Consider the following 12214-nt stretch of genomic DNA (forward strand, 5'->3'; position numbering starts at 1 on the left):
GACGAGGCCATCGCGGGCTTGCCCCGCGATGGCCACCACGCTAGTTGCGAGGTTTCCAACCGGCTTCATGCAATGCCGTCAGCAAGGTATCCCCGTCCAGCGCCGGCACCACCACCCCTCCCTGGCCCTGCATCGTGCGTCCCGCCAGCAAGGCATTGACGATCGCCTCCTCCACCGCTTCCGCCGCCGCCATGAACAACGCCGAAATATGGTCGTTGTTGAGCATGCGCAACTCGGTGCATTGTTCCAGCCCCTTGCGTGCATAGTCCGCCGGCGGCAGATTCTGGTTGCCGGTGGAGAACGCCAGGAAGATATCGCCGCTGGAGTCCTCGGTGCCGCCACCAGTACGGGCGATGCCGATCGACGCGCGCTGGGCCAGGCGCTGGCACTGATGTGGCAGCAGCGGCGCGTCGGTGGCAATCACCACCACGATCGAGCCCATCCCCGGGGTGCCGGTCACAGGTTCGGCGAAAGGCGACGGCAAATGCCCCAGCTGACGCCCCACCGGGTAGCCATCCACCCGCAACTCGCGCCGCTGGCCATGGTTGGCCTGGACCAGGGCGCCTACGGTCCAGCCACCCTGCCCGTCCTCCAGGCGCCGCGAGGCGGTGCCGATGCCGCCCTTGAACTCGTGGCAGATCATCCCCGTGCCACCGCCCACCGGCCCTTCCTGCACCGGCCCCGAGATGGCCGCTTCCTGTGCCTGACGCACCTGCGCCGGGGTCACGTGCTGGCCCCAGATGTCATTGAGCAGGCCATCGTAGGTTTCCATCACCACCGGCATGCACCAGTACACCGCCTCGTCCGGCAGGCGCTCACGCTCGGCGGCGATCAGCGCATCGCGCACCACGCCGACGCTGTGGGTATTGGTGATGGCGATCGGCGTGGTCAGCAAACCGGCCTCGCGGATCCACTCCAGGCCCGTGGCGTCACCGTTGCCGTTGAGCACGTGGCAGCCGGCGAAACAGGGCTGCTGACGAGCCGCGCCTGCGCGGGGCTCGATCAGCGTCACCCCGGTGCGGATCGGCGCCGGGCGGTGTTCGTCGATCAGGGTGCTGTGGCCGACCCGCACCCCCGGTACGTCGGTGATGGCATTGAACGGGCCCGGGGTGCCGTGGCCGAGGGTGATGCCCAGTTGACGCGCACGCATGTGTACTCCTTGGATGCTCACAATTTCTGGAAGGTCGGGCTGAGCCGGCCGTGGGTGCTGTACAGCGTGACCGACACGGCCAGCAGCCCGAGGATGATCAACAGGTCGCGCAGGGACGCCTCGCGCAGCAGGGTCACCAGCAGCCAGCCGGCGCCGCTGACCGCCAGCAGCGCCGGCAACGGCCACAGCGGCATACGGTACGGATGCTCGCGGTCGCGGCGCAGTACCCGGCTGCACAGGGCGCATGCGGCCACCACCAGGTAGATCAGCAGCAACAGCAGCACGGTGAACGAGGTCAGTTCCTCCAGGCTGCCGGACAGGCTCAGCAAGGCCGACGGCACGGCGAGGAACAGCGTGGCCAGCCACGGCGACTCCCAGCGCGGATGGATCAGGGTGAAGGCGCGGTTGAGCGTGGGCGTCCAGATCGCGTCGCGCCCGCTGCTGTACACCACCCGGCCGACCTGGATGACAATGGCCACGATGGCGTTGAACACCGAGAGGAAGATCCCCGCGCTGACCAGCCGTGCCAGGGTCTCGTTGCCATGGGCGGTCAGCAAGTAGCCGATCGGATCGCCGCTGGCCAGCATCGCCTGCAGCGACGGTGCGCCGATCAGCAACGCGGCCAGCGGGATCACCTCGATCGCCACCACCACCGCCAGTGACCACAGCACCGCCCGGTGCACGGTGCGGCCACGGTCCTTCATGTCTTCGACCAGCAGCACAGCGCCACCATAGCCATTGAAGGCGAACAGCGCCATGCCCACCGCGCCCAGCACCAGTGCCCAGGGTGCCGCCGTCAGCCCCCCTTGCTCGAGCATCTGCGGCTGCAACAGGCTCGCCGCCGGTTGGCTGGCATTGCCGAACCCCAGAATCACGATCACCAGCAGCGCGGCGACCTCGCAGAACAGGAACACCCCGGTGATCCAGGCATTCAGGCGGATGTTGAGAATACCCAGCGCATAGCTGGAGACGACGATCACCAGCGCCACGGTCTGGGTGTCGAAACGCGTGCCCAGGGCATTGTTCAGGTAGGTGGCGGCGCCACCTGCAAGCACTGGCGGAATGAACAGCATCGAGGCCAGCACGGTGAGAAAGGTGGCATAGCCCGCCAGCCCGCCGAACACGCGCTTGGCGTACACATACTCGCCGCCGGCAGAGCTGTGGGCGCGCCCCAGTTCGGCGTAGCACCAGGCGAACATCAACGCCAGCGCACCGGCCATGATGAAGGACAGAAACGCACCACTGCCGGCCTGTTGGATGGCGAACGGGGCAATGACGAACACGGAACTGGCCGGGGTCACCGCGGAAACAGTGATGGCGACCACGTCGAACACACCCAGGCGCTGCTTGAGCGCGCTTGCGGGCTCTTCGCTGGAGCTCATGGCGTTTTTCCTCTGATTGTTATTGGTTGTGAGGGGAAAACCGGTCGCGCGGCCGCTGGACCTGAGCCGGACTGTAGGCCTGGGCAAGCCTTCGGCCAATTACCCTTAGGGGGTACGCCCCTTGACGGGGAGCGGGAAACCTCCCGAGACTGCGCAATCGCAGGTCGAAACTTGTGGGAGCGGGCTTGCCCCGCGATGACTCAGGGTTGCCTGATCCGACGCCATCGCGGGGCAAGCCCGCTCCCACGCACCCATTGCGATCGGGAAATCTGCGATATACCTGACCTGCAACTGGCGTAAGCCACGGGGGCCCATGCACCACCTGTTCACCGAAGCCAGCGCCCACGCTGGCCTTGCCCGCACCGTCGAGCAGATCGGCCAGCCGCGCTTCTGGCGCCAGTTGATCCTGCTGCTGCAGCAATGGCTGGCATTCGACAATGCCCTGGCGATGTTCTACCCCCGTACCGGGCTGCCCCGGGCACTGGAAATTTTCGACGCGCGGGGTGAAGGCAACCCCGAGGCCATGGCCCTGTACCTGAGTGGCCTGTATCAGCTCGACCCGTTCTACCAGGCCTGCCAGGAGCGCATCGGCGATGGCCTGCATCGCCTGGAAGAAGTGGCGCCGGACCAGTTCCGCCAGAGCGAGTACTACCTCAAGTACTTCCACGACCATGTCCTGGAGGACGAGGTGCAGTTCATCGTCCAGCTCGGCGACAGCGGCGCCCTGTCCCTGTCGCTGGGCCGGCGCGAACGGTTCGACAGCGCCAGCCACGGCCTGCTGGCGCTGGTATGTCCGTGGGTGGTCGCGCTGATGACCCAGCACTGGCAGCAGCACAGCCTGCGCCCGACGCCAGCGGCGGGCATGGCCCACCAGGTGCGCGACGCCATGAGCCTGTTCGGTGCCAAGGTGCTGTCGGAGCGCGAGCTGGAGATCGCCCGGCTTATCCTGCGCGGTTATTCATCGAAAGCCATGGCCGAGCGGCTGGCCATTTCACCGGAGACCATCAAGGTGCACCGCCGGCACCTCTACGCCAAGCTGGACATCTCGTCGCAACCGGAGCTGTTCTCATTGTTTCTGCAATCGTTGGGGCACGATCCGCAGGCCCCTTGAAAATGTCACTGGCGCAACCGCCCAAGTGCCTCCAGTACATGCCCGGTCGCCCGCTCCACCTCACCTTCGCGGCAGGCGATGCCCAGCTGGCGCCACAAACCTGGCCGCAGCGGCCGTTGGGCAATGCGCGCCTGCGGCTGACGCACCTCACCTTCCTGCGGCAGCAAGGTGGCGCCGTACCCGGCGGCCACCAGGCTCTTGATCGCATCGTTGTAGTTCAGCTCGATTCGCGGCTCGGGGTACAGCCCCGCCGTGGCGAACCACTCCGAGGTGACCCGCGACAGCTGGGTGGTGCTGTCGTTGAGAATCAGCGCCCTACCGGCCAGCCAAGCCGGGGTGACCCGCGCCGGCGGCTGCCAGTCGGCGGGCACGTAGGCCATGATCGGATCGCGCCGCCACGGCGTGATCCTCAAGCCCTTGCCTGCCACCTGCGGCAGCGCCACCAGGCCGATGTCCAGGGTGCCTTCGCGCAGACGCGCCAGGGAGGCCTGCGAGGTCAGCACCTGGACCTGCACGTCGATCCCGGGGTGGTCCACCCGCAGGGTTTCCAGGGCCTGGGGCAACAGGTGGGCGATGGCGCCGGTCGAGGCGCCGAGGCGCACCCGGCCGGTCAGGCCTTCGACCTGGCGACGCACCTCGTCCAGCGCCTGGTCGGCATCGGCCAGCAGGCGCCGGGCGCGGGCCAGCAGCGTCGCGCCGACGGTCGTGGGGCGAACCTGGCCGCGCGTGCGGGTGAGCAATGGCGCACCGATGCGCGCCTCCAGTTCGGCCACATGCAGGCTGATGGTCGGGGGCGCCAGGTTGAGCTGGCGGGCGGCCTGCGCGAAGGACGCGCAGTCGGCGATCACCACCAGGGTGCGCAGGCGGTCGAGGCTGATTTCTCGCATGGGATCTCGCAGGAGCGGCTATCAATTCAGAATTACTGAACGTGGCCATCATGATATTCAAATTTTCTTTCGTCCAGTAAGCGGCGAGGATTAGCCATCACCCTCGTCACCGGATAATCGACATGCACCAACCCCTCGTCTTCATCGATGGCGACCAAGGCACCACCGGCCTGCAGATCCATGCCCGCCTGCAAGGCCGCGATGACTTGCGCCTGCTAACCCTGCCCGAGGCCGAGCGCAAGGACCCGGCCCGTCGCAGCGAGGCTATCAACAGCGCCGACATCGCCCTGCTCTGCCTGCCCGACGAAGCCGCCCGCGAGGCCGTGGCCACCCTGCGCAACCCGGCGGTGCGGGTGATCGACGCAAGCTCGGCGCACCGTACAGCTCCAGGCTGGGTCTACGGCCTGCCGGAGCTGAACGCCGAGCAGGCCGAGCGCATCGCCACGGCCCCCCGGGTCAGCAACCCCGGCTGCTACCCTACCGGTGCCATCGCCCTGCTGCATCCGCTGGTCAAGGCCGGCCTGCTGCCCGCCGACTACCCGCTAAGCATCCATGCCATTTCCGGCTACTCCGGCGGTGGCCGTGCCGCCGTCGAGCGCCATGAACGGCGCAGCGATGATTACCTGCCGACGCTGCAGCTGTACGGCCTGGAACTGGCCCACAAGCATGTGCCGGAGATCCAGCGACACGCCGGGCTCAGCGCAAGGCCGGTGTTCGTCCCTGGCTACGGCGACTACCGCCAGGGCATCGTGCTGAGCATCCCCCTGCAGTTGCGCCTGCTGCCCGGCGTCAGCGCCGAGCAGTTGCAAGCCTGCCTGGAACAACACTACCAGGGTGCCCGGCACGTGCAGGTCATGCCCCTGCACCAGCATGGCGCGGCCGCGGCGCTCGACCCGCAGGCGCTGAACGACAGCAATGACCTGCGCCTGGCCCTGTACGCCAACCCCGAGCACGGCCAGGTGCTGCTGACCGCGGTGTTCGACAACCTGGGCAAGGGCGCGTCGGGCGCCGCCGTGCAGAACCTCGACCTGATGCTGGCTGGGCTGCGCTAGCATCTGCGGGTAGAATGGACACCCGCCTCGTCCGGGGCGGGTGTTTCACACCTTGCCGGAGTTCCACCCGCGATGTTCATCCTCCGCCGCCTCGACGGCGTGCCGCCCGAATCCTTCCAGAACCAGATCCGCCAACTGGTGATCGACCATGTCGGTCAGCTCAGCAGCGTCGCCATCAGCCCGGACAACCCGCTGTACCCGCTGTACCAATATGGTGTCGGCCTGGAGGTGCACCAGTACCTGATGGCCCTGGACGGCAACCGCGGCCTGCGGGTCGAACTGACCCTCGCCCTGGATGCCGACGCGCCGGACCGGTTGCTCGGCTTTGCCCTGGTACTGCCGGCCCAGGACAACCCGCAAGCCTGCGCCCTCGCCTACCTCGCCGTGGACGCCAGCCACCGCCGCCAAGGCATCGCCCGTGGCCTGCTGGATGCCGTGCGTGGCCGCTATCCCTGTGTCGAGCTGAGCGCCTTTGCCCAGCAAGTGCCGTGGTTCGAGAACATGGGCCTGCAGGTAGTCGCCAGCGCCGGGCCGCAGGTATTGATGAGCAGTACCGGCAAGGCCAGCGACGCACTGATCGGGCGACTGGACATCGCGCCGATCTACCAGACCGTCGAGGTGCGGCAGATCCATGCCTACCTGCTCAAACAGCAGGGCGAGGCGACGATGGTCGAGGCCGAACGGCTGCGCGACGCACGGTTGGATACGCTGGCCGAGCAAGCGAGGGCATGCGTCAGCGAACGCAAGCGCGTGCACTGAGGCGCCCCTCGGTTCAGCCCTTGATGGCTTTCTCGATGGCGGCGATATCGATCCTGCCCATCTGCAGCATCGCCTCGAACGCCCGCTTCGCCACGCCGCGATCGGCGCTGGCAACGGCCTCGGTGAGTATCCGTGGACTGATCTGCCAGGACAGGCCCCATTTGTCCTTGCACCAGCCGCAGACACTTTCACTGCCACCATTGCCGACGATGGCGTTCCAGTAGCGGTCGGTCTCTTCCTGGCTGTCGGTCGCCACCTGGAACGAGAACGCCTCGCTGTGGCTGAACGCCTTGCCGCCGTTCAGGCCGATGCAGGGCACGCCCATCACGGTGAACTCGACGGTGATCACGTCGCCCGCCTTGCCCGAGGGGTAGTCGGCGGGCGCCTTGTGCACCGCACTCACGCGGCTGTCGGGAAAGGTGCTGGCGTAGAAGTTCGCCGCGTCCTCGGCGTCGTTGTCGTACCACAGGCAAACGGTGTTCTTGGCGGTCATGGGCGCTCTCCTGGGCGGGTCTCACTGCCCACGAGTCTAGCCCCCGGATCCACCTGCCCTGGGCAAGCGCGATCAACGGCTGGCCAGTCAGATGAGATCGAGCGCAGAAGCCTTCGTGGCGAACACTTTGAAATAAACGCAGACAGCAACAAGGGTGCTGTATGCCGGGTTTGCTCGCCATCTGTGTCTAACGGCAATTGTCCGCCACGCCTAGGATCGAAGCCAGTAACCAAGGGAGCTGCCATGAACGAACTGCCCACCACCCGCGATATTTCCGGGCTGGTCCTGCGCCGCTTGCTGCCGGGCGACCAGGCCATGGTCTGCGCCCAACGCGAGGCCATGTTCCTGGAGGCCGGTGGCGACCCTCTAAACCTGCAAACCATGACCGAACACTTCCGGCCCTGGCTGCAACCGCGCCTGGCCGATGGTCGCTACTACGGGTTCGTGCTGCTGGATGACGAGCAGCCGGTGGCGGCCATCGGCCTGATGTCGATCGACTGGCCGCCGCACCCGGCGCATCCCTGTCACGACCAGCGCGGCTATGTGCTCAATGTCTACGTGGAACCTTCCCATCGCCGCCGGGGACTGGCGTCGAAACTGATGCGTCTGGCCGAGGCAGAGTTCACCCGGCGCGGCCTGGGCTTTGCCGTCCTGCATGCCACCGAGGTGGGCCGCCCGGTCTACGCCGGCATGGGCTGGGCGCCTACCACGGAAATGGCCAAGCACCTCGGCTGAGCGCTCAAGTCAGCCGCGCAAGCGCCGATACCTCTCGTGCATCCGCCCTGATTGTGCGGTTACTCAAGGAAGATTCAAATTGCGTTACAACCTCCCGGCCCTGCTGATCCTGTCGCTGTTCCTGTCACTCACCGGCTGCAATGGCCTGCCTCGCGCCACCACCGACAACGCCCCGCCACTGGGCCCGGTTCTGCCGGACAGCGAGGCGCGCAATGCCTGGATCGCCCAGGCGCTCGCCCGGGATCCGCTGGCCAGCCAGAACCGCCAACCAGCACCGCGCCAGAGCAATGCGCAGGTCGTCGCCAAGCTGCGCCAGAAGCGCGATCTTCAGCTGCCGGACGCCTACTGGACGCAATGGCAACGTAACCTCGATGCTTTCGATGCCGACACCCTGCGCCACAAGGAAGCGCAGCGTGCCCTTTACATCGCCACCTTCACCGATCAGCTCAAGCGCGTCGACGACCTCACCCTGCAACGCCTGGCCAACGCGCCCGACACATTGGACGCAGCCACTCGCGAGGACTGGAAGCTCCGCCTGATCGATCGTTACAGCCGCTACATCATCGACAGCGAAGTAAACCGCGACATCATCGACGCCCACCTGCGGCGCATGGCGCAGATGGACCGGCAGTACGGCGTCTGCGCCCTGGACAGCGACTGCTGGGACCGCCCACCCACGCCCTGATATTTGACGCTCGGTGGCCCAGCGTTCAAGGTTGTCGCACCCCATCGATCCGGAGTTCTCCATGCATTTCGACCTGATCCAGTCCCTGAGCCTGGCCGGCAAGACCGATGTGCCCAATGACGACCGCCTCGGCAGTGCCGACCGTCATGCCTGGGTGATCGACGGCGCCACCGACCTCGGCGCCCCAGGCCTGCTGGGTGAGCGCGGCGGCGCGGCCTGGCTCTCGGCCACGGCCCAGCGTGCCTTCGCCATGGCGTCGGGGCCGCTGCGGCAGGTCTGCGCGTCAGTCTTCGACTCGATCGCCCAGGCCTATCTGCAAGACCGCCAGCGTGAGCCCGTGGCCACCTGGGAGTTGCCACGTGCCGCCTTTGCCGCCGTGGCGCTGGAAGGCGAAGAGCTGGTCTGCGCGCACCTGGCCGACTGCGTGGTGCTGCACCGCAGCGCGCGCGGCATTCACTTCCTCACCCCGGAGCCCGACCGCGAGGCCGAGCGTGCCGAGGCTACGGCACTTGGCCCCGGCACCGGCGCCCATGGCGTGCGCACCCCCGCTGTGCTGGCTGACCGACGGGTAGCCCGTGAACGCCCCCGGGCCGTGCTAGGCATCGATGCCCAGTTGTCCCGGGAAGGGACGCTCTACAGCCGCGCTCCAGTGGCCCGAGGCGACGATATCCTGTTGATGAGCGACGGTTTCGCGGCGCTGTTCGACACCTACCGGGCCTACGACCCGGCCGGTTTCATCGAGCGCCTGCTGGCTCATGGCCTCGATGACCTGGCGCGCACGTTGCGTGGCATCGAGCACGACGATGCGGCCTGCCTGCGCTATCCGCGCTTCAAGATGAGCGACGACGCCTCGGCGATCTGGTTGCGGGTTGGTTAAGTCCCCGCGAGCCAGGCCAAGCGCTTGCGCAAAAAATAGCGGGTATGTCCAGGCGGGAAATCGGCAATCTCGCCAAAGACTTCGAACCCCAGCTTGCGGTAAAAGTCCGGCGCCTGGAAGCTGAAGGTGTCGAGCCAGATCCCGCCACAGCCCTTCTCCCTCGCCAGTGCCTCGGCCCTGGCCATCAGTTCACGCCCACAGCCCTGCCCGCGCATCCGCTCGGGCACCACCAGCAGTTCGACGAACATCCAGCCCCCGCCGAGCCTGGCATAAAGGCCACCGACGATTTCATCGTTGGCAGGATCGCGTAGCGTCCAGGCGACAGTGGCCGCGCCGGGCGAGCCGATCACGCCATCGTTGAATGCGCGCAAGGGTTTTAGAATTGCATCGTGATGCAGGCTGGTCGCCTGGTCGGTGAAATCGATACCGAGTGTCATGGCAGGTCGTCCGGTTGACCATGGAGGGGCGGCGCCAAGCGCGCCGGGTTAAATTTGCTTGACGTTACATCAAGGCTTTACGTACAGAGCGTAACGCCAGAAACCTGTTTCCCTGCTATGGTAGCGCCCTTCTACCGGGCAGCAGGAAGCAAGTTGGGGATGGACCTCTTGAGAACTCTAGGCATGATTTTATTGGCCTGTGCTTGCGCTCCTACAATGGCGCACGAAACGAGTGATCCATTCGAAAGTGCGACGTATGGCACGACACTACTCCCCTTTATAATTGTTGGGGGGACCACGGCGCTGACGGTCTGGAATACCAATATGAAATCGGCAAAAGCCGACGCACTGGCGTTTATCGGTTCAGGTGGCGAGATACGGGGAGCTCAATTTGAGCAAGCTGTCCGGTACTACCATTCAGCCTACAGCCAACCTTATATGTCTGATGAGCAGCTGGCTCTTGCGATCGTAACTTCGATCTAGACGCTGTATGAAAAGCCTTTGGACGAAGGTCAGGCAAGGCGAAAACAGCCGAGGAACGGTCGGAGTCGCGCTCGACTTTACGGGTTGCAAATGAGCATTCCGACCGGGCTGGCGCACCAGGCTGTTTTCAACGCGGCATCACCGAGTATCAAGGCTTTTCATACAGAGCCTAAGAGCCCTGCGCCTTCGCCTGGCAAATGCCGTTGGCCCGGTTCCTTCCGGTGTATGAGACGCTCGGGGAGCCGTCCGGGTTGATCGATAGCGAAATGGTCACTCCGCTGGCTTTGGCTTCGAAGTAGTTCTCGTTGAACTTCTTCAGTTTGCCCTCTTTGCCATTGATGTAGATCGGGCCGCCCTCGTCCGCGTGGACTTCAATTTTCCCGGGGCATGTTGCGTTCAGCAGTGGAATACCAGCCTGAGCCGCGCCTGACGCTACCAGCAAAGCCAACAGCAGTAATCGCTTCATCTCACGCGCCTTGAGTGGTTGATCAAGATCGAAGCAATAGCTCAAATCGGCGCTGCCCGCCAGCGTCTTCCCCACTTCAACGAATTCAGCGAGTGACTTGTCCGAGCTTGCCAAGCTGGAATCGGCAGTCATTGGTACGGAATTGGTACAGGATTAAATTTCGTTCACGTTACGCCCTTTGGATATAAGGCATTCGACAGCCGTTCGGCCATACTCCAGAATGCAACGGTTTTTTGGGGGAAACCCTTGCACAGCCAACGACATACCAACATTTAGTGAGCCTCAACGTGAAAACTTCCCTGTCCATCCTCAGCCTGCTGCTGTTGCTCACAGGAACCGCGACCCTACCGTCGACCGCTGCTGCACAACCCCCGGCCCAGGTCCAGCGTGACCCGAGCAAACTGCATCTGGCGTCCGGCAGCGCCCTGTTGATCGACCTCAACACCAACAAGGAGCTGTATTCCAGCCACGCCGATCGCGTGCGCCCCATCGCCTCGGTCACCAAGTTGATGACCGCGATGGTCGTGCTCGACGCCAAGCTGCCCATGGACGAGATGCTCACCATGACCATCGCCAACAACCCGGAGATGAAAGGCGTGTATTCCCGGGTACGGCTGGGCAGCGAGCTGAACCGTCGCGAGACGTTGCTGATCACCCTGATGTCGTCGGAAAACCGTGCGGCCAACTCACTGGCCAACCACTACCCCGGTGGCTACGGCGCGTTTATCAAGGCGATGAACGCCAAGGCCCGCAGCCTGGGCATGAGCCACACCCGCTACGTCGAGCCGACCGGCCTGTCGACCTTGAACGTCTCCACCGCCCAGGACCTGGCCAAGCTGCTGATGGCCTCGCGCAAGTACCCGATGCTCAGCGAGCTGTCGGTCACCCGCGAAAAGACCGTGGCGTTCCGCAAGCCCAATTACACCCTGGGTTTCCGTAACACCGATCACCTGGTGAACAAGAGCAACTGGGACATCAAGCTGACCAAGACCGGCTTCACCAACGAGGCGGGGCACTGCCTGGTGCTGCTGACCAAAATGGACAACCGTCCGGTGGCCATGGTGATCCTCGACGCCTTCGGCAAGTACACCCACTTCGCCGACGCCAGCCGCATGCGCCAGTGGCTGGAAACCGGCAGTGCCAAGCCGGCGCCGGCGGTGGCCATGCAATACAAGAGCGAAAGACAGCGTGCGCGCCTGGCGCAGGACTGAAACGACAACGCCCCGCGCAAGCGGGGCGTTGTGGGCTGAAACCGGGCGTTTTCAGGCCTGGGTGGATACCATGCCACCGGCACTGTTGCCGCCGGTCTTGGTCAGTGCATCAAGCAACTTCGCGGTCGCTGCCTGTATTTGCCCGCTCAAGGTGGCAATGCTCGACTGCTTGGCGAGAATCATCGTCGCTTTCGTGGTGTCGTCCATTTCCTGCGCGGCGATCTTCGCCAGCTGACGCTGCTCTTCGGCCATCTGCTTCTGCAATTGCCTGATCATCTCGCGCATTTGCTGAATGTACGACGGCTCGCCGCTACCCTCGTCATCCTCGGCCTTCTTTGCGCCGGCAGGCTTGCCTGATTCGCCGGTGCCTTTGAGGTCTACCGCGACAGTAGCCGGCGACTTCTCGTCTTCTTTGGCCTGCCCCTTGACCAGTTGCGTGGCGATGCTGCTGCTGACGTTGTTGATACCTACCATTCCTTAATCCTC

General features: G+C 65.0%; 15 protein-coding genes. 8 read left to right on the forward strand and 7 right to left on the reverse strand.

The annotated features are described in order from the left end of the window. Nucleotides 1-40 precede the first annotated feature (40 nt). Nucleotides 41-1150: a DmpA family aminopeptidase gene (locus AC3WL2_RS12490; RefSeq protein WP_102682400.1), complete on the reverse strand. Its 1110-nt coding sequence runs from the start codon at nt 1148-1150 to the stop codon at nt 41-43. Nucleotides 1151-1167: 17 nt separating this feature from the next. Continuing rightward, nucleotides 1168-2532 (reverse strand): APC family permease, encoded by a 1365-nt coding sequence (locus AC3WL2_RS12495; protein WP_102682399.1) that lies wholly within the window; start codon nt 2530-2532, stop codon nt 1168-1170. 313 nt (nt 2533-2845) lie between these two features. On the opposite strand from AC3WL2_RS12495, the gene AC3WL2_RS12500 reads away from it, so the two are divergent. After that, on the forward strand, nt 2846-3643 hold the full coding sequence (locus tag AC3WL2_RS12500) for a helix-turn-helix transcriptional regulator (protein ID WP_102682398.1): 798 nt from the start codon (nt 2846-2848) through the stop codon (nt 3641-3643). Between the two features lie 5 nt (nt 3644-3648). Here the strand turns inward: AC3WL2_RS12500 and AC3WL2_RS12505 are convergent, their stop codons facing one another. Next, nucleotides 3649-4530, reverse strand: coding sequence for a LysR family transcriptional regulator (locus AC3WL2_RS12505; protein WP_102682397.1), 882 nt, complete (start codon nt 4528-4530; stop codon nt 3649-3651). 122 nt (nt 4531-4652) lie between these two features. On the opposite strand from AC3WL2_RS12505, the gene argC reads away from it, so the two are divergent. Together argC and AC3WL2_RS12515 are read left to right on the forward strand one after the other, a co-directional pair. Beyond that, nucleotides 4653-5582: an N-acetyl-gamma-glutamyl-phosphate reductase gene (argC, locus tag AC3WL2_RS12510; protein WP_102682396.1), complete on the forward strand. Its 930-nt coding sequence runs from the start codon at nt 4653-4655 to the stop codon at nt 5580-5582. A 72-nt stretch (nt 5583-5654) separates the two neighbouring features. Next, the gene (locus AC3WL2_RS12515) at nt 5655-6341 is read left to right on the forward strand and encodes a GNAT family N-acetyltransferase (protein WP_102682395.1); all 687 of its coding nucleotides are present in this window, start codon (nt 5655-5657) and stop codon (nt 6339-6341) included. A gap of 13 nt (nt 6342-6354) precedes the next feature. Here the strand turns inward: AC3WL2_RS12515 and AC3WL2_RS12520 are convergent, their stop codons facing one another. Then, nucleotides 6355-6834: a VOC family protein gene (locus AC3WL2_RS12520; RefSeq protein WP_102682394.1), complete on the reverse strand. Its 480-nt coding sequence runs from the start codon at nt 6832-6834 to the stop codon at nt 6355-6357. Nucleotides 6835-7077: 243 nt separating this feature from the next. Here AC3WL2_RS12520 and AC3WL2_RS12525 point away from each other — a divergent pair, with 243 nt between their 5' ends. From AC3WL2_RS12525 to AC3WL2_RS12535, 3 genes are all read left to right on the forward strand, one after another. Further along, nucleotides 7078-7569 carry a GNAT family N-acetyltransferase gene (locus AC3WL2_RS12525; RefSeq protein WP_102682393.1) on the forward strand — a complete coding sequence of 164 codons (492 nt, stop codon included), beginning with the start codon at nt 7078-7080 and terminating at the stop codon, nt 7567-7569. Between the two features lie 79 nt (nt 7570-7648). Continuing rightward, nucleotides 7649-8254: a hypothetical protein gene (locus AC3WL2_RS12530; protein WP_102682392.1), complete on the forward strand. Its 606-nt coding sequence runs from the start codon at nt 7649-7651 to the stop codon at nt 8252-8254. 61 nt (nt 8255-8315) lie between these two features. Then, a complete protein-coding gene (locus AC3WL2_RS12535; protein ID WP_102682391.1) occupies nt 8316-9131 on the forward strand; it encodes a protein phosphatase 2C domain-containing protein in 816 nt (271 codons plus the stop codon). Here AC3WL2_RS12535 and AC3WL2_RS12540 read toward each other — a convergent pair. Continuing rightward, the gene (locus AC3WL2_RS12540) at nt 9128-9568 is read right to left on the reverse strand and encodes a GNAT family N-acetyltransferase (RefSeq protein ID WP_102682390.1); all 441 of its coding nucleotides are present in this window, start codon (nt 9566-9568) and stop codon (nt 9128-9130) included. The genes AC3WL2_RS12535 and AC3WL2_RS12540 overlap by 4 nt on opposite strands. Before the next feature lie 159 nt (nt 9569-9727). On the opposite strand from AC3WL2_RS12540, the gene AC3WL2_RS12545 reads away from it, so the two are divergent. Further along, nucleotides 9728-10051, forward strand: coding sequence for a DUF2388 domain-containing protein (locus AC3WL2_RS12545; protein ID WP_102682389.1), 324 nt, complete (start codon nt 9728-9730; stop codon nt 10049-10051). Between the two features lie 169 nt (nt 10052-10220). Here AC3WL2_RS12545 and AC3WL2_RS12550 read toward each other — a convergent pair whose 3' ends face one another. Continuing rightward, complete coding sequence (locus AC3WL2_RS12550; protein WP_102682461.1) at nt 10221-10517, reverse strand: hypothetical protein; 297 nt, start codon at nt 10515-10517, stop codon at nt 10221-10223. Between the two features lie 287 nt (nt 10518-10804). On the opposite strand from AC3WL2_RS12550, the gene pbpG reads away from it, so the two are divergent. Beyond that, complete coding sequence (gene pbpG, locus AC3WL2_RS12555; protein ID WP_046857753.1) at nt 10805-11728, forward strand: D-alanyl-D-alanine endopeptidase; 924 nt, start codon at nt 10805-10807, stop codon at nt 11726-11728. 51 nt (nt 11729-11779) lie between these two features. On the opposite strand, the gene AC3WL2_RS12560 is transcribed toward pbpG, so the two are convergent. Further along, nucleotides 11780-12202 (reverse strand): hypothetical protein, encoded by a 423-nt coding sequence (locus tag AC3WL2_RS12560; RefSeq protein WP_102682388.1) that lies wholly within the window; start codon nt 12200-12202, stop codon nt 11780-11782. Nucleotides 12203-12214: the final 12 nt, after the last annotated feature.

The organism is Pseudomonas sp. FW305-96, assembly GCF_058783825.1.